Raw genomic sequence first — 22,814 nt, forward strand, 5'->3', positions numbered from 1 at the left:
CCGTGCCACCCGGATCGACGCCGGGTGGCACGGGGCTGCTCAGTCCTCCGCGAGGATCGGGGCCAGGTAGCGGCCCGTGTAGCTCTCCTCGACCTCGGCGACCTGCTCCGGCGTGCCCTGGGCGACGAGCTCGCCGCCGCCGGACCCGCCTTCGGGACCGAGGTCGAGCAGCCAGTCGGAGGTCTTGATGACGTCCAGGTTGTGCTCGATCACGATCACCGTGTTGCCCTTGTCGACGAGGCCGTTGACCACGCCGAGCAGCTTGCGGATGTCCTCGAAGTGCAGGCCCGTCGTCGGCTCGTCGAGGATGTAGACGGTCTGACCGGTGGAGCGCTTCTGCAGCTCGCTGGCCAGCTTCACCCGCTGCGCCTCACCGCCGGACAGCGTCGGCGCGGGCTGGCCGAGCCGCACGTAACCGAGGCCGACGTCCACCAAGGTGCTCAGGTAGCGGTGGATCGCCTTGATCGGCTCGAAGAACTCCGCGGCCTCCTCGATGGGCAGGTCCAGCACCTCGGCGATCGTCTTGCCCTTGTAATGCACTTCGAGCGTTTCGCGGTTGTAGCGAGCGCCCTTGCACACCTCGCACGGCACGTACACGTCCGGCAGGAAGTTCATCTCGATCTTCAACGTGCCGTCGCCCGCGCACGCCTCGCACCGGCCGCCCTTGACGTTGAAGGAGAACCGGCCCGGCAGGTAGCCGCGGACCTTCGCCTCCGTCGTCTCCGCGAACAGCTTGCGGATGCGGTCGAACACCCCGGTGTAGGTCGCAGGGTTCGAACGCGGGGTGCGGCCGATGGGCGACTGGTCCACCTGGACCAGCTTGTCGACCTGGTCCACGCCCTTGATCCGGGTGTGCCTGCCGGGGACCTGGCGCGCGCCGTTGAGCTTGTTCGCCAGCACCGACGCCAAGATGTCGTTGACCAGCGTCGACTTCCCGGAACCGGAGACACCGGTGACCGAGACCATGCAGCCCAGCGGGAACGACACGTCGATCTTGCCGAGGTTGTGCTCCTTGGCGCCCACCACGGTCAGCTGCCGCTTCGGGTCCCGCTTGCGGCGGGTCTGCGGGATCGGGATCCGCTTGCGCCGGGCCAGGTAATCACCGGTCAGCGAATCCTCGTTGTCCAGCAGCTCCTTGTACGGGCCGCTGTGCACGACCTTGCCGCCGTGCTCGCCCGCGCCCGGACCGATGTCGACGACCCAGTCGGCGCTGCGCACCGTGTCCTCGTCGTGCTCGACGACGATGAGCGTGTTGCCCAGGTCCCGCAGCCTGCTCAGCGTCTCCAGCAGCCGGTGGTTGTCCCGCTGGTGCAGGCCGATCGACGGCTCGTCCAGCACGTACAGCACGCCGACCAGGCCCGAGCCGATCTGCGTGGCCAGCCGGATGCGCTGCGCCTCACCGCCGGAGAGGGTGCCCGCCGCGCGGTCCAGCGACAGGTAGTCCAGGCCCACGTCGAGCAGGAATCCCAGCCGCGCCTGCACTTCCTTGAGCACCCGGCCCGCGATCATCTCCTCGCGGTGCCCCAGCACCAGGGCGTTGAGGAACGCCGCGCACTCGCGCACGCTCAGCGAGCTGACCTCGGCGATGGACAGCTCGCCGTGCTCGGCGTTCTCCATCGTGACCGCGAGGATCTCCGGCTTGAGCCGCGTCCCGTCGCACGACGGGCACGGCACGTCGCGCATGTAGCCCTCGTACTTCTCGCGGGCGTAGTCCGATTCGGTCTGGTCGAGGCGCCGTTCCAGGAACGGGATGACGCCCTCGTAGGAGGCGTAGTAGGAGCGCTGCCGCCCGTAGCGGTTCTTGTAGCGCACGTGCACCTGGTCGTTGGTGCCGTGCAGCACCGCCTTCTTCACCTTCGTCGGCAGCTCGTCCCACGGGGTGTCCATCCGGAACCCGACCGACTCCGACAACGAGGTCAGCAGCCGGGTGAAGTACTCGGCGGTGTGCCCGCCCGCCCACGGCGCGATGGCGCCCTCGCCCAGCGAGAGCTCCTCGTCGGGCACGACGAGTTCCGGGTCGACCTCCTTGCGGATGCCCAGGCCCGCGCAGTCCGGGCAGGCGCCGTAGGGCGAGTTGAACGAGAAGGAGCGCGGCTCCAGCTCGTCCACGCCCAGCGGGTGCCCGTTCGGGCAGGCCAGGTGCTCGGAGAACTTCCGCTCGCGTTCCGGGGAGCCCTCGTCGACGTCGACGAACTCCAGCAGCACCAGCCCGTCGGCGAGCCGCAGCGCCGTCTCCACCGAGTCGGTGAGCCGCTGCTTCGCGTTCGCCTTCACCGTGAGCCGGTCCACGACCACGGCGATGTCGTGCTTCTCCTGCTTCTTCAGCGTCGGCGGCGACTCCAGCTGGTGCACCACGCCGTCCACCCGAGCACGCGCGTAGCCCTGCGACTGCAGCTGCTCGAACAGGTCGACGTACTCGCCCTTGCGACCGCGGATCACCGGCGCCAGCACCTGGAACTTGGTGCGCTCCGGCATCGCCAGCACCTGGTCGACGATCTGCTGCGGCGTCTGCTTGCTGATCGCCTCACCGCAGGTCGGGCAGTGCGGCTTGCCGGCGCGGGCGTAGAGCAGCCGCAGGTAGTCGTAGACCTCGGTGATGGTGCCCACCGTGGAGCGCGGGTTGCGGCTGGTCGACTTCTGATCGATGGACACCGCGGGCGACAGGCCCTCGATGAAGTCCACGTCGGGCTTGTCCATCTGGCCGAGGAACTGCCGCGCGTAAGCCGACAGCGACTCCACGTAGCGCCGCTGTCCCTCCGCGAAGATGGTGTCGAAGGCCAAGCTGGACTTGCCGGAGCCGGACAGTCCGGTGAACACGATCAGGCTGTCGCGCGGCAGGTCGATGTCGATCCCGCGCAGGTTGTGCTCGCGGGCGCCGCGGACGACGAGGCGGTCGGCCACTGTGATCCTTTCGGAAGTTCTCGCCGGTTCGCTGGACGCGCCCGCCGGCACCGGGCCGCGGCATCGCCCACCCTCGGACGACCCGGCCGGGCTCCCCGTGACGGCGGCCCTGGCGGGGCACGAGCCCCTGGTCGGTCGACCTGGCGCGGAGCCGAGCAGGTCGGCGTTGCCGCGCTCGGCGGTGTTCGGACGTCGCGCGGCCATGCTATGCCGGACCCCCGACAGTGCCGCGTCGTCCCTCGTCACAGGCCGTATCAGGATGCAACGCGCACAGCGGTGCGTTATTCCGCAGCCATTAGCACGCCCTTGCGCGACCATACGCAAATTTCCCCGGATTGGGCACTGTCGGGGGACACACCTGTGCCCCTACTCTCGGGTACTCCCCTGCCACGTCCGGAGCACTTTCCTGCACACTTCAAGGAATCCGATGGCTGACACCGTCCTCGGCGCCGGCGGCACCCACGTGCCCACCGGAGCCCAGCAGTCCACCGAACAGGTCACCGCCGCCCTGTCCGCGATCGAAGCGGGCACGCACCGGCTGCTCGAGGTCGGCAAGGCGCTCGATGACGCGAGCGTGCGGCGGCCCAGCCTGCTGCCGGAATGGTCGCGGGCGCACGTGCTCACCCACCTGGCGCGCAACGCCGATGGGCTGCTGAACCTGCTGATCTGGGCGCGGACCGGCGCCGAGCACCCGATGTACGCCAGCCCCGCCGACCGGGACGCCGACATCCAGGAGGGCGCGGTGCGCGGTCACCGGCTGCTGCTGGAGGACGTGGTCGCCTCGCACGGCCGCTTCGCGCACGCCGTGCGCACGCTGCCGGAGTCGGCGTGGGACGCCGAGGTCGTCGGCCGCCAGCCGATGCCCGCGCGCGACGTGCTGCGCAAGCGGCTGCTGGAGGTCTGGGTGCACCTCGCGGACCTCGACCACGGCTTCGGCTTCGCCGACATCCCCGAACCGGACGTCGAGCAGCTGCTGGAGGACACCGTCCAGACGTTCGGCGGCAGGCCCGACGTGCCCGCCGTGACGGTCGTCGTGGACTTCGCCGACGGGCACCTGCGCACGTGGGAGCTGCGCGGGACCACCTCCCCGCCCGCCCAGGTGCGCGGGACTCCGGGCGCGATGCTCGGCTGGCTTCTCGGGCGGACCGGGAACGAAGCGCTGGAAGGCGAGGCGCCGGAGCTGCCGGTGTGGCTGTGAGGCAGGCCTCGCCGAAGCGATAGGGTTCCCCGCGTGGAGGCATACGAGCAGTACACCGGCCATGTCGAACCCGGCGGCGCCCCCGCCAAGCGGGTGCTGGACGCGCTGACCATCACGAAGGTGTCGGTCGGCCCGATGGACAACAACGCGTACCTGCTGACCTGCCGCGGCACCGGCGACGCGCTGCTGATCGACGCGGCCAACGATTCGGAACGGCTCGCCGACCTGCTGGGCCACGACGACGACCGGCCCCGGCTGCGCAGCATCGTCACCACGCACCAGCACGGTGACCACTGGCAGGCGCTGGGCGCGGTCGCGGGCCAGACCGGCTGCTACACGCTGGCGCACCCGGCGGACGCGCAGGCGCTGCCGGTGCCGCCGGACCGCCTCGTCGACCACGGCGACACCGTCTCCGTCGGCGACGCCGAGCTGCAGGTGATCCACCTGCGCGGCCACACCCCCGGGTCCATCGCGCTCGTCTACCGCGACCCGGCGGGCCACCCGCACCTGTTCACCGGCGACTCGCTGTTCCCCGGCGGGGTCGGCAAGACGAACTCGCCGGAGGACTTCGCCTCGCTGGTCGACGACGTGGAGAACCGGATCTTCGCCGAGCTCCCCGACGACACCTGGTTCTACCCGGGCCACGGCGACGACTCGACCCTCGGCGAGCAGCGCCCCCACCTCGCGGAGTGGCGCGAACGAGGCTGGTGACCGAAGCACGCCGAAGCGGGCCGCCCGAACGATCGGGCGGCCCGCTTTCACGTGCGGGGATACCAATGCGCTGCGCGGCGATACCGGCGCGCGCACGTCCACTCGAATGAGCACGCCCGCGTTCCCGCAGGCAGAGCCAGCGATGTTCTAGAATCGCACAATGGGGATGGATGCCGAGGCGTTGGGCCGCAGGATCGGCGAAGCGCGCGGCCGGGCCGGAGTGACGCAGGCAGAACTGGCGACAGAGGTCGGGATCGACCGCTCGGCCATCGCGAAGATCGAGTCCGGTCAACGCCGCGTGTCCGCCGTGGAACTGGGCCGGACCGCGGCCGCGCTGCAGATGCGGATCGAATGGTTCCTCGACGACGCTCCACATGCGCTCGTCTCGCGCCGCAACGCTCAGGATCCCGGCTCTCCGAGTCCTCGCATCGACGCGATGGCCGAACGCATCACCCGCGAAGTCGAATTCGTCCTGCGCCACGACGACCGCATCACCCCCGCCGCGGTGCAGGCGCGGACGATGCCGGAAACCGCGGCCGGAGCGGAAGAACTCGCCGCCACAGCGCGAAATCTGCTCCGCGTGCCGCTCGACGGACCGTGCACCGGACTCGCCGAGAAGGTTGCCGCGGTCGGCCTGTTCCCGTTCTCCCTCGACCTGGGAGCGGAATCCGCCGATGCGGCGACCGTGCTGCTCGACACCGGCGGGGTCGCGATCGTCAACGGTGGACTCCGCGTCGGCAGGCGACGTCTCGCCCTGGCCCACGAGCTCGGGCACTTCCTCGTCGCCGACGACTACGCGGTGGACTGGCGGATCGCCGAGACGCTCGGGGCGGAGCACCGCGAAGCGCTGTTCGACCGGTTCGCCCGGGCTCTCCTGCTGCCGGCCCAGAGCCTCCGCGCGGTGTGGGAGCAGCACACGTCCGCCGACGGGGACACCCGCACCGCGGCGGTGCGCATCGCGAGCTCGTACCGCGTCGACATGGCGACCCTCGCCAGAAGGCTCATCGAGCTCGGCCTCGCAGCGCGACCGGACGCCGATCGGATCAGGGCCACCCGGACGAACAGGGCCGACATCGTCGAACTGGACCTCGTCGTCGGCGACGAACTCGCCCCGCCAGCGCTGCCGCGCGAGTACGAGCGCGCGGTCCTCCGGCTGTTCCGGAGCGAGTCGATCACGGCCGCCAGAGCGATGGACCTGCTCCTCGACACGTGGACCGAGGACATGCTGCCCACGTTGCCGCAACGCGGCGAGGACCAGATCTGGCAGTACATCTGAGATGGGCGCAACCCCCGGCGTGCTGGTGTTCGACACCGGACCGCTCAGCCACTTCGCCCAGCAAGGCTGGCTCGGAATCCTGCGCGTGGTCGTCGGCGATCGGACCGCGGTCATCCCCGACACCGTCGTCGACGAGCTTCGGGCGGGCGCCGAGCAGCGAGTGCACCTGAAGCTCGTGCTCGATGCGGTGTGGCTCGAACACCGAGCGCTCACCGGCCCGGACGAGCTGTCCGAGTTCGCGCGTTTCGCTGAGATGCTTGCGGCGAAAGGGCGAAACCTCGGCGAATGCGGCGTGCTCGCCTACGCGAAGGCGAACGGGGCGACGGCGGTCATCGACGACGGCCCTCCGCGCAAGCTCGCACGTGCGCACCAAGTGGCGTGCAAGGGAACGCTCGGGTTCCTCTGCGAAGCGCTGCACGACGGCCTGCTGTCGATCGATCTCATCTCCGCGGTGGCCGATCACCTGCTGGAGAGCGAATACCGGCTGCCCTTCAGCACCGGTGGATTCCGGCGCTGGGCGCACGAGCAAGGTCTGATCCCGCCCTTCCAGTGACGACGCGGGTGCTCGTTGATCGTTCGTCGCTGCGCTGTCCGAGGGGGCGGGCTGTCGGAACGGGGTGGGTGATCCTAGGCTCGGTGGATGGCCAGGTACTACGACGTGCACCCGGACAATCCGCAGCGCCGCACGCTCGGGCAGGCGGTCGACATCATCCGGTCCGACGGGGTGATCGTGTATCCGACGGACTCCTGCTTCGCCCTGGGCACCGGGCTGGACAACAAGAACGGTGTGGAGCGGATTAAGACCATCCGCAAGCTCGACGACCGGCACCACTTCACCCTGGTGTGCGAGAACTTCGCGCAGCTGGGCCAGTTCGTGCACATCGACAACTCGGTGTTCCGCGCGATCAAGGCGAGCACGCCGGGCAGCTACACGTTCATCCTGCCGGCGACCAAGGAAGTGCCGCGCCGGTTGATGCACCCGAAGAAGAAGACCGTGGGCATCCGCATCCCCGAGCACGTCACCGCGCAGGCGCTGCTGGCGGAGCTGGGCGAGCCGCTGCTGTCGAGCACGCTGCTGCTCCCCGACGAGGAGGAGCCGCTGACGCAGGGCTGGGACATCAAGGAACGGCTCGATCACGTGGTGGACGCGGTGCTGGATTCGGGCGACTGCGGGACCGAGCCGACCACGGTCATCGACTTCTCCAGCGGTGAGGCCGAAATCGTGCGCCGCGGCGCGGGGGACACCAGCCGCTTCGAGTGATCTCGGCGCGCGCGTGCCGGGAAGGACCCCACGTCCTTCCCGGCACCGCGTCACCGGGGAGCGTCACCTGGCTCCCCGGATTCTCGTCAGCCGTTCGCGGGCACGCCCGGCGCGGGAGCGGGGATGCCGGGAGCGGGCACGCCCGGCGCCGGGGCGGGCACCGGCACGCCGTGGCCGGGCGCGGGTCCCCAGCAGGGAACGGTCGGCAGCGCCGGGATGGTCTCGCCCGCCTCGGGGGCTTCGGGCAGCGGCGGGACCGGTCCTTCGGGGTCCTCGGACGGGACGCCCGGCAGCGGCGGAACCGAACCCTCCGGGTCGTCCGAAGGCACACCCGGCAGCGGCGGAACGGACCCTTCCGGGTCGCCCGACGGAATTCCGGGCGGCACCGAACCCTCCGGGTCGTCGGACGGGATGCCGCACGGCGGCAGCGGCACCGCCGGAGCCGCCTCCGCCGGGACGCCCGGTGCGAGCGGCGCGCCCTGGACCGGCGCGGCCTCCGCCGGAGCCGGAGCGGCCTCCGCGAGAGCCGAACCGGCGCCACCGAGGCCGAGCACGGCGGCTCCGGCCACGATGATGGCGGCGCGGGAAACGAGCTTGTTCCGCATCGTTGTGAACTCCTCTGCGTCTGGTGGACCGCGGTGTGCACCGCGACGAGGACGACGATGCCGATCTTCGCTGGAGCGGAGCTGAAGCTTCCTGAAGATCGCTTCAGGCAGGGCTGGCATGCTGATCCGCATGCGGGTGCTCGTCGTCGAGGATGAACGTCGCGTCGCGGAAGCGCTGCGCACCGGGCTGGGAGCCGAGGGGTGGGCGGTGGACGTCACCGGCGACGGCCTCGACGCGCTGCGGCTCACCGAGGAGCGCGAGTACGCGGCGATCCTGCTGGACATCATGCTGCCCGGCCTCAACGGCTACCGGGTGTGCGCGCGGCTGCGGGCGGCGGAGAACTGGACGCCGATCATCATGCTCACCGCGAAGGACGGCGAGTACGACGAGGCGGAGGCGCTCGACGCGGGCGCCGACGACTACGTGACGAAACCGTTCTCCTACGTGGTGCTGCTGGCCCGGTTGCGCAACGCGATCCGCCGCAGGCCCGCGGAGCGCCCGGCGGTGCTGCGCGTCGGCGACCTGGTGCTCGACCCGGCCCGGCGCAGCTGCGCCCGCGCGGGCCAGGACATCTCGTTGACCGGCAAGGAGTTCGCGCTGCTCGAAGTCCTCGCCCGCAGCCGCGGCCGCGTGGTGTCCAAGCGCCGGTTGCTGGAGGACGGCTGGGACTTCGCCGACGAGCCCGACGTGAACCTCGTCGAAGTGCACATCAGCGCACTGCGGCGCAAGATCGACAGCCCGTTCGGCGTGCGCAGCATCCGCACCGTCCGCGGCCACGGCTACCGCCTCGACGCGGAGGGGGCCTCCGATGCGTGACCGCCTGCTGCTGCGGCGGCTGTCGATCCGGGCCCGCACCACGATCACCGCCACCACCATCGTCGCGCTCGCCGTCGTCGCCATCGGCGCGGTGCTGGTCGGGCACCTCAACGGCAGGCTCAACGAAGAGCTCGACGCGGCGCTGCAGGAGCAGCTCAGCGCGGCGAGCGCCTCCGTCGTGGCGGGCAGCGGCATCCCGGAGGAACCGTCGGGCACCGTGCGGGTCCGCGCCGTCCCCGCCGATGACCCGGCCGGCAGCGTGCCCGCCCGACCGGACCTCGAACCGGGGTCGGCGCCGATGACGGGCGAGCTTGCGGACACGCTCGAACCGCCTGCCCCGGCGGACCTGCCCGAACCGGTGGCCCCGGCCGAACCGGTCGACCCGGCCGAACAGCTGGGCCCGCGACCGATCCCGGCCGGTGCGGAAAGCATGGCTCCGCTGCGCACCGCCACCGCGACCGTCGTCACGCCCACGGGGAACCAGACGCTCATCGCGAGTGCCTCCACCCGGTCGGTGCAGCGCGCGACGGAGACCGCAGCCACCGGGTTGCTGTTCGGGATGCCGGTGCTGCTGGCCGTCGTCGCCACGCTCACCTGGTTCAGCACCGGACGCGCGCTGCGCCCCGTGGAGGCCATCCGGCACGAGTTCACCCGCCTGTCCGCGCAGGACCTGCGCGGGCGGATGCCGGTGCCCGCCAGCGGGGACGAGATCGCGCGGCTCGCTTTGACGCTCAACGACACCTTGGACCGGCTCGACGATTCGGTGCGGCGGCAGCGGCGGTTCGTCGCCGATGCCTCCCACGAGCTGCGCAGCCCGCTGGCCGCGCTGCGCACCCCGCTGGAGGTGGCGCAGGCGCACCCGGACCGGGCGCACTGGCCGAGCATCGCCGAAGGCACCCTGCACGACCTGGACCGGCTGGAGCGGCTCACCTCGGACCTGTTGGCGCTGGCCAGGATCGACGGCACGACCCCTGCCCCTGGCGACGAGCTCGACCTGAGCTCGCTGACCGCCGACACCGTCGCCCGGCGGGCTCCGGCCGAACCGCAACGCGCCGTCGAGCTCGAACCGGGGATCGTCGTGCGGGGCCACCGCACCCACCTCGCCCGGCTGATCACGAACCTGCTGGACAACGCCGAAGCCCACGCCGAACACCGGGTCGCGCTGCGGCTGCGCGCCGAGGACGGGTGCGCCCGGCTGGACGTCGTCGACGACGGACCCGGCATTCCCGTCGAGTCCCGCGATCAGGTCTTCGAACGGTTCGCCCGCCTGGACACCGCCCGCGCCCGCGAGCAGGGCGGTTCCGGGCTCGGCCTGGCGCTGGTCCGCGAGATCGCGGACCTGCACCACGGTTCGGTCGTCATCAACGACTCCGACCGCGGCGCGCACTTCACGGCCCGGTTCCCGCTGAGCGCACCGTCCGGTTCCGCACAGCGACCGGACGGTGACGCCCCCAGATCCTGACCGGGCGGAAACCGTCGGGTTCCCGCCCGCGACCTCAGGACCAGGTCCACAGCGGACGAATCAGGCCCACAGCCTCGCGGTCGCCAATTCCGCCCCCGCCACCAGGGATTCCAGCTTCGCCCAGGCGATCTGCGGGTGCACCCGCCCGCCGAGGCCGCAGTCCGTGGAGGCGACCACGTTCTCCCGGCCGACGCACTCCGCGAACCGGACGATGCGGTCGGCGACGAGCTCGGGGTGCTCCACGACGTTCGTGGCGTGGCTGACGACACCCGGCAGCAGCAGCTTGCCCTCGGGCAGCGCGACGTCCCGCCACACCTTCCACTCGTGCTCGTGGCGCACGTTGCCCGCTTCGAACGCGTAGGCCTGCGCGTTGATGGACAGCAGCACGTCCACCAGGTCGCGCATCGGCAGGTCCGTGGTGTGCGGGCCGTGCCAACTCCCCCAGCACAGGTGGAACCGGATCCGCTCCGGCGGCAGCCCGCGCAGCGCGTGGTTGAGCGCCTCCACCCGCCGCATCGTGAAGTCCCGATAGGCCTCCACCGTCGGCTCCGGGTTGATCTGATCCCAGTTCTCCGCGATCGCCGGGTCGTCGATCTGCAGGATCAGCCCCGCGTCGATGATCGCCTCGTACTCCTCGCGCATCGCATCCGCGCAGGCGTAGAGGAATTCCTCCTCGTCGGCGTAGTGCTCGTTGCCGATGCGCGAACAGCTGCCCGGCCCGATGGAGGTCATGAACCCCTCCTCCAGCCCGGCCGCCGCCAACGCCCGCTTGAACCCGCGGATGTCCGAGGCGATCGCCTCCTGACCGGTGTAGGTCAACGGCCCGGTGCACGTCGGGAACACCTTCGCGCTGCTGCTCACCGCCGCGCCCGACGTCGGATCGGCGTAGGCGTCGGCGAACCGCGTCCGGTCCCGGCGGTTGCCGAACGTCGTCAGCTCCACCTCGCCCGTCGGCTTCGCGCGCTGCCCCGTCACGTCCGCCAGCGCGGTCCTGCCGAGCTCCAGGCCGCCGAGCCGCTGGAACGAGTACGACCACCAGGCGCCGTAATCCACCTTCTGGCTGGTCGCCTTGCCGAACTCCCCGTCACCGACGAACCCGATGCCGAGGTCGCGCTGCCGGACCACGAGCGCGGCCAGCTCCGCGTCCAGTTCCTCCCGGTAGGCCGCGGCATCCCCACCGTCCGCCGCGTTCCACTCGATGAGCGCCTCGGGCCGCGGCAAGCTGCCCGCTTGAGTGGTCAGAATGCCTTCGCTGCTGGAACGCATGACGCCGTCCTCCGTCGTGAGATGCACACTCGCGACGCCATGCTCGCCGTGCCGGGGCACGCTTGGCAACATCCCCGGTGCGGGGTCAGCGTCGACCGGACGAGTGCTCCTCGGCGTCCGCGTCGCGGATGAACAGGCAGGAACCGTCGGCGAAATCGACGCGCAGGAACGGGGAACGCGGGATGCTGCGACCCAGCGGAGCCCAGCTCGTCGACGAGATCCGCGACACCGGCACTTCGAAGTACGACACGGCGGCCTTCGCGTCCTTGCGCGCGGCGATTCCTTCCGCCGCCTTCTGCACCTGGGCGGCGGCCGAACGCGCTCTGCCCAACCAGCCCTTGCCCTCAGGCTCCGCCGCAGCCCGCTCGGCGATCTTGCCCTGCTCGACCACCACGGCCAGCCTCGACGAACTCGCCGCGAGGAACGCCACCCCCGGCATCGTGGCCAGGTGGTCGGCGAACCGGACCGAGTCCTGCCCGGCGTTCGCTGCGAACGCCCACCACAGCACGGAAGGATCGTCGGCCCACTCGTCGTCCAGGAAAGCACCCGACGAGACCACTTCGCTCGGCAGCGGCCAAGCAGGAGCGTCCACAGTGGAAGGTTCAACCTCGGACAGCGGCTCGTGCGGCAACAGGTTCCGCCCGGCCACCGCGGAACCGGCATAGCCCTGCTGCGGCAGCAGGATCCAGCTCAGCGACTCGCCCTCGGAAAGCCACTCCTCGGACAGCTTCGCTTCCCACTTCTCCCGGAGGAGCTGCCGATCCAACGCCGACAAGTCAGCCACGCGCACCCCACAAATAGCTCTGCAACGCCTCGACCATCACGCTCGCATCGGCGGGCCGCTGACCGTCCAGCGCGAAACCGGAACCGTCCCGCAACACCACCGCGCATTGCGACCGCCGGTGCTCCGGCCCTGCGACCTGGCAGTCCGCGATGTCCTCACGTCCGAGCGCGAACCAGAGCGAGACCGGATCAGACCTCAAGGCGGAACCAGGCTCGTTCTTCCCGAAATCTTCAGGAGAAGCACCGACCAGAGCTTTTCCGACACCGCCCCAGCCGTGCCCCAGCTGTCGCCATCCGCCAGGTCCGGTGTCCACCGGCTCTCCCCGTTGCGCCACCAGCACTCCGAAGCGGTTCGGCGTGAGCACCCACAAGACGTCCCCGGCGGAACACCCTTCAGGCACGTCTGACCTGATCAGGCTGCGGGCACCGCATTCAGGTCCGGGGCCGAAAACGGTGAGTCCCTTCGTGGGTGGCGCAGTGGTGCGCCCGCTGTCCTCGCCACCGCCGAAGATCCCGGTCAACGCGCCTGCGGCGACCGCGATGCCCGCGTTACCGATCGCACTGCCGAACCGCTTGCCCATCCCCGGTTTCGGGATTCCGTACTCATCGCAGCCGTCGACCCGGAAAGCGGTGCCGCGTGTCCACAACGCCCACACGACCGGCTCCCCCGGTTCGCACCACCACCGGCGAGCCGACAGCGACGCACCCGGCGCCCTGGACACCGACATCCGCTACTCCTCCGTCAGACGTTGAAACCGCGATTCGTCGCGGCCTGGCGATCCTCCGCACTCGACGGATCCTGCGCCTTGTCGTAGCCGTACTTCACGCCGGCGCTCCGAGTTGTGCAGCTGTACCGCCCGGCATTCGGGAGAGTTTCCCAGCACGGTGAGGTCACGAGCCTTGCTCGGTCCACTGTGCAGCATCCGACCGTCGTCTCCCCCGCCGAACGCGGCGGTGGCCAGCGTCGTCGCGGCGGTCAGACCCGCATTTCCCGCAGCTCGCCCCACCGACTTGGTGCGACACAGGACATGGGATTCCCATTCCTCAGACGCTGAAGCCGACCCGGACCATCGCCGTGCGCTCAGCGGCTCCCAGGTCAACGACCGTTGAACTTGCCGGCGAAGTTCCCCGCCTCGATCGTTCTGATCAGCAGCGATGAACCGTCCGCGAATCGCACCCGGAGGAAGTTCGAGGTCGGGACGCTCCGGCCCGGGCGACACAGGTCCATGGCCGCGATCCGCGTCAGCGGAACCTCGAAGTACGAGACAGGTGCCTTGGCGTCGGTCCCCGACGTCAAGCCCTCCGCGGCCTTCTGCACCTGCGCCGCCGCGGAGCGAGCACGGCCGAACCACCCCTTGGCCTCATCTCCGGTGTGCTCCCGCGCTGCGAGCATTCCTTGCTCGACAACGACGGCAAGACGCGTCGAACCGAGAACCACGAGTGCGTGTCCCCTGGCCGGAGCCAGATGATCGGCGAACCGTGCGGCGTCGTGCTCCGCGGTGTCGGCCGTGGCCCACCACATGATCGATGGATCGTCGGCCCATTCGTCGTTCAAGTACCGGCCGGAAGTCACCTGAGCGCTCGGCAACGGCCATTTCGGAAACTGACCGGCCCACGGGCGCACCGCGGATGAAGGCTCGTGGGGCACCGAATGCTTACCTGCCACAACCGATCCGACGTACCCCCGCTCCGGCAACAACACCCAGACCAGCGACTCTCCAGAGCCGACCCACTTCTCCTCGAGCCTGGTCTCCCATTCCGCCCGAAGCTTGTCCTCTTCCGCAGTGCTCAGGTCAGGCACGACCACTCCAATGCTGGCCTCGGTTGAACGCCTGAACCGCGCTCATCATGGCTTCGACGTCCCAGGGGAACGGAGATCGCACGGCGAAACCCGAGCCGTCGCGCAGCACGACCCCGCAATGCGTCGGGAAATTCTCCCTACCGATCGAACGGCAGCCCACCACATCGTCCGGGCCGAGCTCGAACCACGGAGCAACGGAGGGCGATCTCATCGGAGCGTCCGGTTCGTTCGCCCCGAATTCGGCTCGGGAACTGACCAGCGACCTACCTGCCTCGCTCAACCCGCGAGCCAACTGCCGCCATCCCCCGGACTCCGGCTCGGCCGGTTCGGTCACTTCCTCGGCCAGCGGCAACAGCACACCGAGACGACGCGGGGTCAACACCCACAGCATCGAACCCGCCGAAGCGGGCGGAGTCCGCTGGATCAGCCGAACGGCGTCGCTGTCCACACCGGTAGCGAACACCTGCAGGCCCGGTTCGGTAGGTCCGCTCCGCGACTCGTAGTTCTCACCACCGCCGAACGCCGCGGTCAGCGCACCGACGGCCACGCCCATACCGGCCTTGCCGACGGCGCCAGCGAGCCGCTTACCCGCTCCTGGATTCGGTTTGCCTTCCGCGTCCAAGCCGTCGACCTGGAACGTCACGCCTTCGACCCACGACGCCCACCACACCGGTTCATCGGGCGCGCACCACTCGGAACGCGCCACCAGGGAGGCCCCTAGCCGCTCGGCCACCGACATCCGAAATCCTTCCGTCACACGTTGAACCCGCGCTCCGTCGCAGCCTGCCGGTCTTCCGAACTCGACGGATCTTGAGCTTGGTCGTACCCGTACTTCACACCCTGCTCCACGCCTTCGTGCACCACGGCCTCGGTGCCCTGGTGGATAACGGCGTCCTGCCAGCGGTGTTCACCGCTCAGCCCCACGGCGCCGAGCCCTGCCTGCGCCAGGTTTCCGGCCAACGCCTGCTCACCGGTGATCGAATCGGTGACCGGTCGCAGGTCACCTCGCCAGTTGGTTCTGACGTCGCCGTGGCGATCGGTCTGCGCGATCACGGTCCCGTCCGAATCCGTCCGGTTCTCGCGCATGAACCGGTTCCCGGTCGTCGTGTCCATGGACGGACTGTCCTGCGCGCGCTGGAGGTCTCGCTGTGCCCGCACGAGCTGGTCCTGCGCACCATCCCTGCCCTCGCTCACAGCCCGCTCCGCGCGCCGAACCGCGTCCGCCGCACGGTCCGTGCTCGTGTCCCCGCGTGTTGCGATCTTGGCGATCGGGTTGGCGTCGATCTGGCGGGCGACCCACTTCTGGGCCATGTTCCCCTCGCGCAACCCGTTCATCTTCTCGACGACCTTGCGCAGGGGGCCGCTGCGGAGTTGTTTGAGGAGCTCTTCCAGCTTCGTGACCAGCGGCTTGAGCTTGTGGAGGAGTTCGGCGACCTTCGTGCCGAGGCGGGTGCCGGTGATGGCGACCTGCGAAGCGGTCAGGCCGGAGGCGGCGCCGACCGAGGCTCCGGCGGTGATCCAGGAGGCGGCCAGGGCTGCGATCCACTCGATGATGAGGCCGATCACGAGTTCCTGGATGATGTCGATCGCCATCTCCACGAACATGTCGAAGAGGTCGGCCGCCATGTTCAGGATCTGGGTGAGGCCGCGGACCTCCGAGGCGAACGCGCTCGCGCCGCCGGAGAACTCGTCGAGCTGCTTGCGGAAGGCGTCGCCCGCCTGGCCCTCCCAGTGCGGCTTGGTGGCTTCGGCGCGCTGCTTCTCCTGCTCGCCGAGCTTGTCCAGCCACTCGGCGACCTGCTCCCAGCCCTTGCCGGTGCTGCGCATCTGCTCCGGGTCGCCGATGGCGGGTTCGAGGACGAACTCCACCAGCGGGCTGATCACCAGCGACACCAGGAATCCGAGCCCGTTGTCCATGAAGGACTGCCCAGGGCTGGTGACCATCTGCAGCTGTTCCATGCGGGCGTTGACGGTGGCGATCGCGACGTCCGGCGGGTTGTCCGCTCGCGCCAGGTCACCGCTGGTCGAGGCGGCGGACGAGCCGTATTCGGTCGTCTGCTCCATGTAGCTCTTGCCCGGACCGCCCGCGCCGTTGACCGCGCCGAGCGAGGCGGGTCCGCCACCGGACACGCGCATCCCGCTGAGGTCGATCTTGCCGAGGTCGTCGGCCTGCGTCTGGTCCATCTCCTGGTAGTCCTTGGCGCAGTCCTGGACCGCCGAGGAGATGTGGCTCATGAAGCCGCCGGCCTGCTTGGCCAGGTCGCGGCACTCCTCCAGGGAGTCGAAGTAGGCGAACGCCAGCAGCTCACCGATCGGGCCGAAGCAGTCGTCGCTGACCCGCGCCTGCTCCAGCACCGAGGACAGCTGGTCCAGGTGCTGCGACACCCCCTCGGAGCCCTGGCTGTGCGCGGTCAAGGCCTCCGGTGCGACATTCAGTGCCACGCTCGTCCCCCCAGGATCGAACCGATTGCGTCACCGCCGATCAGTGCCGCGATAGTACTGCGACGGTCTCAAGCGCTGGTTCGTTCCCGTGAATTTCGCGGCCGGAGACAGCAGCGGAGGCGACCCGACGCGCGGGCCGCCTCCGGTGCGCGCTCGTTCAGTTCCAGATCTCGGCGGCCCACTCGGGGTGGTCGACGAAGGGGTTGCGGTTGTGCTGGAACTGGTCGTAGATGACCTGGTTGCGGTTCTGCTCGAACTCGTCCGGCGGGTCCTGGGCGTTCCACTCCAGCAGCACCGACTGGCGGCCCATCAGCGGGGCGCTGCCGTTGTCGACGTTGTCGTTGAGCTCCAGGTCGGGGGCGCCGTCCTCGCCCTCGTAGCGCACCGCCATGTACATGATCATGCGGGCGACGTCGCCCTTGACCTCGTCGCGGGGCTCGAACGAGTCCTCGTCGGTGAAGTTGCCCTCGGCCTCATCGACGGGGCTGCCGCCCATGTCGAAGTCCTTGTTGCCGCGCTCCGAGTTCACCGACACGTCGGTGGGGCGCAGGTGGTGGACGTCGGTGCCGGGCCCGACCGCGGTGCCGAAGTCGCCGTGCGACTTGGCCCAGGTGTGCTCGCGGTTCCACTGGTCGGCGCCGCCGCCGTTGGTGTCCTTGCCCTGCGAACGGCCGCTGTAGAGCAGGATGACGTTGTCCGGGTTCGCCGGGTCCTGGTCGGTGACCTTCAGCGCCTCCCACACGTCGTCGTAGGTGAGCTGGTCGTTGGTGCTGATGATGTCGTTGAGGGCGACCTTCAGCTCCTCACCGGTCTTGCCGAGCGCCGGCTCGTAGTACGTGTCGTCGTAGGCCGTCACGCGATCGGCCACACCCAGGTCGGCGGGAGCGGCGGAAGCGGGCATCGGCACCGCCAGAGCCAGCGGCAAGGCGCCCACCACGGCCAGTCGTTTCCAACGGGTCTTCAGCACGGGCATGATCCTCTCCCGAAAGGCTGACGCCACCTACGCATTGGCGATTCGCGGTGACGCCGCGTCACAAAGCACGGTCAAGGCAAAAGTCTGGCACGCGAAAAGCCACTGACGAGTGAATCGTTCAGAGCAATCACATGTCCGCGCGATGGACTAACGATGAAGCGAAATCACGCCCGGCACCAGCGAGAACGGGAAAACCGGGGAATTCCAGCGCGATTCACCATCCGAAATGCCGTAACCGTTATCGCGGAGATGACCCGAGGGCCCGGATCGGCAAATGGGAATGGAGCGAATCGCCGGGAGAACCGTTCTCCCGGCGATGGCGGACGAGCCTCGGATCAGCCGCCGTCGGTCCACGTCGGCGGGGCGATGACGTGCAGGGCGTTGCTGGCGACCGAGAACAGCTGCGGCGTGTTCGCCACCAGCTCGCCGTCGATGTTGATCGGCAGCTCGGCGTCGGTGCGGACCTCGACCTTCCCCGTGCGCAGGTGCGTGACCAGCGAACTGTCCGTGGTGCTGCCGGTGCGCAGCTCGCGGGCCATCGACAGCAGCCGCAGCGGGCTCCCGTTGCGCAGCACCGACACGTCGAGCATCGCGTCGTCGATGCCCGCGTCCTGCGCGGCGAGCTGGCCGCCGCCGAAATAACGACCGTTGGCCACCGAGATCTGCAGCAGGTCGGTGAACGTCAACGGCTCGTGATCACCATCCGGGAATTCCAGGGTCGCGGTGAACGGGCGGTGCTTGCGCAACGCCCGCGCCGTCGCCACCGGATAGGCCAGCGGACCGATGCGCCGCTTCAACCTCGGCGACATGTGCTCGGCGACGGCGGCGCCCAAACCGGCCGAGGCGCGGTTCACGTAGTAATTGCGACCGCACAGCCCTAAGTCCACGTCCACGACGTGGCCGCGGGCGATGGTCCGGCAGGCACCGTCGAGGTCCGCCGGGATGTGCATGGTGCGGGCGAAGTCGTTCGCGGTGCCCAGCGGCAGCAGGCCCATCGGCACCTCGCGGTGCGCCAGGACGTCGACGACGGAGCTGACGGTCCCGTCGCCGCCGCCGAGCACGATCAGGTCGTGCCCCGCGTCCACGGCGCCCTCCACGACCTCCAGCAGCCGGGACGGGTCCCGCAGCGGGTGCACGGCGTGCAGCGGCACGTCCAGCGCTCGCAGCAGGTCTTCCGCGTGCGAGCACGCGCGAGCGCCCGATCGGGAATTCGCGTTGACGATCAGGGCTGCCTTGGTCACGTGGCCGTCGTAGCGGATGACGCCTCCTTCAATCACGACGAAGGCTACCCGCAGGCAGCGGTGCGTCGATCGTTCGTGCTGGTGAGCACGCTCACGCGGTCCCGGTACCACTCGCGGGCCGGGCCGGACGTGCTCGGACCCCGCCTGCGGGGGCAGGCGGGGTCCGGCGGAGCACGGGAGTCGGGCGTCCCGTGCGCTGTTCACTTCGTCGGGGCCGGTTCGCAGCCTCGGGGCGGCTGCGTTCCCGGGAAGGGGCGAGAAGCTCGGGGAAGCGACCCGCCCCGCGGGATCAGTCCTGACCCAGCTTCGCCAGGTCGCCGACGCTGCCCTGGAAGTGGTTCTGGTCCACGTCACCGCTGACGCCGGGCACGGAGCCCTCTTCGGTGTACTGCCAGAAGTTCCAGTCCTTGAAGCCCTTGGGCACGGTCGGCTCGTCCACCTCGTAGGCGGCCAGCCACAGCGGGTGGTCCGCGTAGGCGTCACTGCCGCCCATGCACTCGTTCCAGAACGAAGGGTTCGCGTAGATGATCGGGTCGGCCCCGGTCGCGTCCTTGATCTTCTTGTTGAACGTGTCGGTCCACTTGTGCATCTCCGGCACCGACAGGCCGTAGCAGCCTCCGCCGGAGGGGTCGACCTCGAGGTCCAGCACAGGGGCCAGGCTCTTGCCGTCCTTCTTGTAATCGGCGACGGACAGCAGCTTGTCGGCCTGCGCCTCAGCGGACTCGTCCGGGCGGGCGAAGTGGTACGGCGCCGCCATCAGGCCCGCGTCCTTCGCGCCGTGGTACTGCTCGGCGTACTTCGGGCTGGTGAAGTCGGTGCCGTCCGTGGCCAGCACGAACGCGAAGTTCTGACCGGACTCCGCGACCTTCTTCCAGTCGACGGAGCCGTTGTGGTTGGAAACGTCGATGCCCTTGGCGGGCGGGCCCGGCACGGGGCCGGTGTCCTTCGGCGCCTCGTCGGAACCGAACAGGCCGCCCTCGTCCTTGCCGGAGTCCTGCTCCGCGGCGGGGATGTCGTCGACCTGCGCGGCGGCGCGGACGTCGTTGTCGGAACCGGTGCTGACGCTGAGCACGGCGACGCCCAGCACGCCGAGCACGGCGAGTCCGGCGCCGGCCTGCATCGCGCGCAGCCGGGGGTGCTGCGGGCTGCGGTGCCCGCCGCGGTTCGATTCGGTCGCGGCCTGGAACTTGGTGGCGGCGCCGCTCGCCGCCGGGCCGACGCGCTGCTCGATCCACTGACCGGCGGTGGAGTTCCGCACCCGCTGCAGCAGCGGCAGCACGGCGAGCCACAACCGGCGCAGCAGCGGGAGGATCCGCTGCCAGACCTGGTGGGCGTAGGGCCGCACCCGGTCCACTCCGGAACGCACCGCGTGGTCGGCTCCCAAGGCCGTGTCCCGCCAGGCGTTGCTGTTCGCCGAAGCGGTCCGCGAGGTGTCGGGGTTCTGGTTCTCGGGGGTCGGGGTCTGAGGCTCGTTGCCTCGTTCGGGGTTCTGGTTTCGATCGGGGGGTGTCACGAGGCCCCACACTCCGGAACGGAGCGTGTACGTGCATCGCGGTTTCTACGTACGGAGGTACCTGGTTACGTCGACCCAGGCCACCGTCGCCCGGCCGAATCGTCACGGGCTGTGAATGTTCCGGCCGAACCGGAGAGCTGGCTCACGAAACATCGGCGGAACCGCACCGTCTCGAAACAGCCCGGAACGCGGTCAGCCTAACCCACGCCCCCGGCTACGAAAGACGCCGCCGCACCCATCCGACGATCTCCTCCCGAGCGCGGAAGCCGAGCCGCTCCAGCACCTGATCGGCTTCCACCTCCGCCGACTGCGGCGCGATGTGCAGCCGCCGCGCGATCTCCGCGCCGCTCGACCCCGCCGACAGCAGCAGCGCCGCCTCCATCTCGCGCGGGGTGAGCCCACCGTCCCCGGAGGTGATCTCCGGACCGGTCGCCGGGCTCGCGGACCGTTCTTCGAGCGCGTAGGAGACCATCTCGGACAGCTCCCAGCCCGCGCCCTCGTCGTAGGCGGACCGGAACCGGGCCTCCCCGAGCACCTGCTGCGCCCACCTCATCGCCACCGCGTCGTAGTCGTCGAAGTACACCGAATCGCCCATCTCGCCGCCGTTGGCCTTGCGCAGCGCGTTCGACGCCCCCATCAGCCGCGCCGCGCGCTGCGGCTGGTCCGTCGTCGTCGCGCACCACGACAGCACCTCCAGGTAGACGCCGAGCCCCGCCATGTCCCGCGCCAGCCGTTGCAACCGGATCGCCTGCTGGATCAGCAAGGTGGCCTCGCGGTGGTCCCCGCCGCGCCACCGGTGCAGCGACACGACCCACAGCGCGTAGCACTTGGTCCACGTCGCGCCGTAGGTCTCGCACAGCCGCAAGGAGTCCGCCGCCGCCTCGGTCCCGCCGTTGTCCCCCCGGTAGAAGCCCAGGCAAGCGAGCAGGATCGTCGCGCTCACGTAGCCGAACGGATCGCCGGTCGCCTTGTGCCCGGTCGCGGCCCGCTCCAGCACCTCGGCGGCCTCGTCCAACCGGCCGGCGAGCATCGCCTCCATGCCCCGGGTGCCGTCCACCCGGGCGCTCAACGCGGTATCGCCGTAGCGGTCGGCGATCTCCCGCGCCTCGCGCAGCATGGGGTCCGCGGCCTCCACCTCCTCCAGGTGCAGCGCGAGGAACGCCGCCACCCCCAGCCCGTCGGCCCGCTCCGCGACCGGTTCGGGGAGCTGCTCCAGCGAGCTCAGCAGCCACTGGTAGCCCTCCCGCAACGCGTTGCCGGAGAACCAGAACGACCACAGCTTCGACGCGGTCGCCGCCGCCGTCACCGCCCCGCCCGGCACCTCCAGGTCCCGTTCCAGGACGTACCGGAGGTTGGCGTGCAGGTGGATCATGTGGTGGACCCATTCCAGCTGCTTGGGCCCGAACACCTCGCGCCGGTAGCGCTCGGCGAGGGAGTGGAAGTAGGCGGCGTGCCGCTCGCGCACCACGCCTTCCTGGTGGGCGGCGTAGAGCCGGGCCAGGCCGTACTCGCGGATGCTGTCGAACATGCGGAAGTAGTCGGTGCCGCCGCTCGCGTCGAACTCCCGCACCACGATCGACTTGGAGACCAGCACGTCGAGCGACTCGGCGATCTCGTCGACGGCGAGCGCGTCGTCGGCGCACACGGCGCGCACCGCGTCCAGGTCCCATTCGCCGACGAAGCAGGACAGCCGCGTCCACAGCAGCCGCTCCCTGGCGGCGCACAGCCCGAAGCTCCAGCCGATCGACTCCTCCAGCGCCTCGTCGCGGGAGGAGCGGTGCCCCTTGGTGAGCAGCGCGAACCGGTCGTCGAGCCGGTGCAGCACGTCGTCGAGGGAGCTGTCCCGCAGCTGCGCGGCGGCGAGCTCGATGGCCAGCGGCATCCCGTCGAGCCTGCGGCAGATCCGGCCGATCGCCTCCCGGTTGGTCTCGTCGAGGACGAAACCGGGCACCACCGAGGCCGCGCGGTCGGTGAACAGGCTGACGGCGTCGGCGAACACGTCCCCGTAGCCGTGCTCGGCGGTGACGGCCTCCGCGGGCAGCGACAGCGGCGCGACCGGCAGCACCAGTTCGCCCGCGACGCCCAGCACCTGCCTGCTGGTGGCCACGATGCGGACTTCGACGTGCTCGGTGAGCAGCCTGCGGGCCAGCCCGGCGACGGCGTGGAGCACGTGGTCGCAGTCGTCGAGGATGATCAGCATCCGCTCGTCCCGGATCCGGCTGACCAGGTCCTCGGCCGGGTTCCCCGGCCCGGGGCGGCCGCCGAGCGCCGCGTTCACCGTCTGCGGCAGCAGCGCCGCGTCCTGCACGTCGGCGAGGCTGACCAGGACGACTCCGTCGGCGAAGGCGCGCCGGACCTTGCGCGCCAGCCGCAGCGCCAACCGGCTCTTGCCGACCCCGGCCGGCCCGGTCAGCGTGAGCAACCGGCCGGAGTACATCTGCCTGCGCGCATCGGCGAGTTCGCGGCGCCTGCCGATGAAGCTCGTCGTCTCGGGAGGCAGCCGTTCTCGCGTTCCCCGCGTGGTGTTCGCCGTGCTCACCGCCCACCTCCTGCTCCGAGCGTAT

The 22,814-nt window shown here is 70.2% G+C and carries 19 protein-coding genes; 7 read left to right on the plus strand and 12 right to left on the minus strand.

All coding sequences use genetic code 11. From position 1 onward, the window contains the following. Window positions 1–39: 39 nt before the first annotated feature. Window positions 40–2,901 (minus strand): excinuclease ABC subunit UvrA, encoded by a 2,862-nt coding sequence (gene uvrA / locus BJ969_RS19155; protein WP_184480619.1) that lies wholly within the window; start codon window positions 2,899–2,901, stop codon window positions 40–42. Window positions 2,902–3,328: 427 nt separating this feature from the next. Here uvrA and BJ969_RS19160 point away from each other — a divergent pair, with 427 nt between their 5' ends. The 5 genes from BJ969_RS19160 (at window position 3,329) to BJ969_RS19180 (ending at window position 7,347) form a co-directional block, all read left to right on the plus strand. After that, window positions 3,329–4,099 (plus strand): maleylpyruvate isomerase family mycothiol-dependent enzyme, encoded by a 771-nt coding sequence (locus tag BJ969_RS19160; RefSeq protein WP_184480621.1) that lies wholly within the window; start codon window positions 3,329–3,331, stop codon window positions 4,097–4,099. Window positions 4,100–4,132: 33 nt separating this feature from the next. Further along, window positions 4,133–4,810, plus strand: coding sequence for an MBL fold metallo-hydrolase (locus BJ969_RS19165; protein WP_184480623.1), 678 nt, complete (start codon window positions 4,133–4,135; stop codon window positions 4,808–4,810). Window positions 4,811–4,970: 160 nt separating this feature from the next. Further along, entirely contained in the window at window positions 4,971–6,086 is a 1,116-nt protein-coding gene (locus tag BJ969_RS19170) for a helix-turn-helix domain-containing protein (RefSeq protein WP_221315876.1), read from the plus strand. A 1-nt stretch (window position 6,087) separates the two neighbouring features. Next, the gene (locus BJ969_RS19175; protein ID WP_184480625.1) at window positions 6,088–6,639 is read left to right on the plus strand and encodes a PIN domain-containing protein; all 552 of its coding nucleotides are present in this window, start codon (window positions 6,088–6,090) and stop codon (window positions 6,637–6,639) included. 87 nt (window positions 6,640–6,726) lie between these two features. Further along, on the plus strand, window positions 6,727–7,347 hold the full coding sequence (locus BJ969_RS19180) for an L-threonylcarbamoyladenylate synthase (RefSeq protein WP_184480627.1): 621 nt from the start codon (window positions 6,727–6,729) through the stop codon (window positions 7,345–7,347). 86 nt (window positions 7,348–7,433) lie between these two features. Here the strand turns inward: BJ969_RS19180 and BJ969_RS19185 are convergent, their stop codons facing one another. Then, the gene (locus BJ969_RS19185; protein ID WP_184480629.1) at window positions 7,434–7,952 is read right to left on the minus strand and encodes a hypothetical protein; all 519 of its coding nucleotides are present in this window, start codon (window positions 7,950–7,952) and stop codon (window positions 7,434–7,436) included. A 130-nt stretch (window positions 7,953–8,082) separates the two neighbouring features. On the opposite strand from BJ969_RS19185, the gene BJ969_RS19190 reads away from it, so the two are divergent. Next, complete coding sequence (locus BJ969_RS19190) at window positions 8,083–8,769, plus strand: response regulator transcription factor (protein ID WP_184485510.1); 687 nt, start codon at window positions 8,083–8,085, stop codon at window positions 8,767–8,769. Continuing rightward, entirely contained in the window at window positions 8,762–10,231 is a 1,470-nt protein-coding gene (locus BJ969_RS19195; RefSeq protein ID WP_184480631.1) for a sensor histidine kinase, read from the plus strand. The genes BJ969_RS19190 and BJ969_RS19195 overlap by 8 nt, the downstream gene beginning before the upstream one ends. Before the next feature lie 60 nt (window positions 10,232–10,291). On the opposite strand, the gene BJ969_RS19200 is transcribed toward BJ969_RS19195, so the two are convergent. The 10 genes from BJ969_RS19200 to BJ969_RS30860 form a co-directional block, all read right to left on the minus strand. Continuing rightward, window positions 10,292–11,497 (minus strand): cobalamin-independent methionine synthase II family protein, encoded by a 1,206-nt coding sequence (locus BJ969_RS19200; RefSeq protein ID WP_184480633.1) that lies wholly within the window; start codon window positions 11,495–11,497, stop codon window positions 10,292–10,294. Window positions 11,498–11,582: 85 nt separating this feature from the next. Beyond that, the gene (locus BJ969_RS19205) at window positions 11,583–12,281 is read right to left on the minus strand and encodes a hypothetical protein (protein ID WP_184480635.1); all 699 of its coding nucleotides are present in this window, start codon (window positions 12,279–12,281) and stop codon (window positions 11,583–11,585) included. Further along, window positions 12,274–12,861 carry a hypothetical protein gene (locus tag BJ969_RS19210; protein ID WP_184480636.1) on the minus strand — a complete coding sequence of 196 codons (588 nt, stop codon included), beginning with the start codon at window positions 12,859–12,861 and terminating at the stop codon, window positions 12,274–12,276. Before BJ969_RS19210 ends, BJ969_RS19205 begins: the two co-directional genes overlap by 8 nt. Window positions 12,862–13,376: 515 nt before the next feature. Next, on the minus strand, window positions 13,377–14,081 hold the full coding sequence (locus BJ969_RS19215; protein ID WP_184480638.1) for a hypothetical protein: 705 nt from the start codon (window positions 14,079–14,081) through the stop codon (window positions 13,377–13,379). After that, window positions 14,074–14,820, minus strand: a complete 747-nt coding sequence (locus BJ969_RS19220; protein WP_184480640.1) for a hypothetical protein — start codon at window positions 14,818–14,820, stop codon at window positions 14,074–14,076. The genes BJ969_RS19215 and BJ969_RS19220 overlap by 8 nt, the downstream gene beginning before the upstream one ends. Before the next feature lie 14 nt (window positions 14,821–14,834). Beyond that, complete coding sequence (locus BJ969_RS19225) at window positions 14,835–16,523, minus strand: type VII secretion target (protein WP_184480642.1); 1,689 nt, start codon at window positions 16,521–16,523, stop codon at window positions 14,835–14,837. Between the two features lie 157 nt (window positions 16,524–16,680). Then, window positions 16,681–17,487: an endonuclease I family protein gene (locus tag BJ969_RS19230; RefSeq protein ID WP_425503610.1), complete on the minus strand. Its 807-nt coding sequence runs from the start codon at window positions 17,485–17,487 to the stop codon at window positions 16,681–16,683. 344 nt (window positions 17,488–17,831) lie between these two features. Further along, entirely contained in the window at window positions 17,832–18,737 is a 906-nt protein-coding gene (locus BJ969_RS19235; protein WP_343071490.1) for a lipid kinase, read from the minus strand. A gap of 289 nt (window positions 18,738–19,026) precedes the next feature. After that, window positions 19,027–20,121 (minus strand): GH25 family lysozyme, encoded by a 1,095-nt coding sequence (locus BJ969_RS19240; protein ID WP_221315877.1) that lies wholly within the window; start codon window positions 20,119–20,121, stop codon window positions 19,027–19,029. 343 nt (window positions 20,122–20,464) lie between these two features. Then, complete coding sequence (locus tag BJ969_RS30860; protein WP_184480648.1) at window positions 20,465–22,789, minus strand: AAA family ATPase; 2,325 nt, start codon at window positions 22,787–22,789, stop codon at window positions 20,465–20,467. Between the last annotated feature and the right edge of the window lie 25 nt (window positions 22,790–22,814).

The sequence above is a fragment of the Saccharopolyspora gloriosae genome (assembly GCF_014203325.1).
Taxonomy (GTDB): domain Bacteria; phylum Actinomycetota; class Actinomycetes; order Mycobacteriales; family Pseudonocardiaceae; genus Saccharopolyspora_C; species Saccharopolyspora_C gloriosae.

What these genes read in the sequence shown, in the direction of transcription:
- BJ969_RS19160 (WP_184480621.1), top strand. Translation starts at nt 3,329, where the DNA reads ATGGCTGACACCGTCCTCGGCGCCGGCGGCACCCACGTGCCCACCGGA.
- BJ969_RS19170 (WP_221315876.1), top strand. Translation starts at nt 4,971, where the DNA reads ATGGGGATGGATGCCGAGGCGTTGGGCCGCAGGATCGGCGAAGCGCGC.
- BJ969_RS19175 (WP_184480625.1), top strand. Translation starts at nt 6,088, where the DNA reads ATGGGCGCAACCCCCGGCGTGCTGGTGTTCGACACCGGACCGCTCAGC.
- BJ969_RS19180 (WP_184480627.1), top strand. Translation starts at nt 6,727, where the DNA reads ATGGCCAGGTACTACGACGTGCACCCGGACAATCCGCAGCGCCGCACG.
- BJ969_RS19185 (WP_184480629.1), bottom strand. Translation starts at nt 7,952, where the DNA reads ATGCGGAACAAGCTCGTTTCCCGCGCCGCCATCATCGTGGCCGGAGCC.
- BJ969_RS19190 (WP_184485510.1), top strand. Translation starts at nt 8,083, where the DNA reads ATGCGGGTGCTCGTCGTCGAGGATGAACGTCGCGTCGCGGAAGCGCTG.
- BJ969_RS19195 (WP_184480631.1), top strand. Translation starts at nt 8,762, where the DNA reads ATGCGTGACCGCCTGCTGCTGCGGCGGCTGTCGATCCGGGCCCGCACC.
- BJ969_RS19200 (WP_184480633.1), bottom strand. Translation starts at nt 11,497, where the DNA reads ATGCGTTCCAGCAGCGAAGGCATTCTGACCACTCAAGCGGGCAGCTTG.
- BJ969_RS19210 (WP_184480636.1), bottom strand. Translation starts at nt 12,861, where the DNA reads ATGGGCAAGCGGTTCGGCAGTGCGATCGGTAACGCGGGCATCGCGGTC.
- BJ969_RS19220 (WP_184480640.1), bottom strand. Translation starts at nt 14,820, where the DNA reads ATGTCGGTGGCCGAGCGGCTAGGGGCCTCCCTGGTGGCGCGTTCCGAG.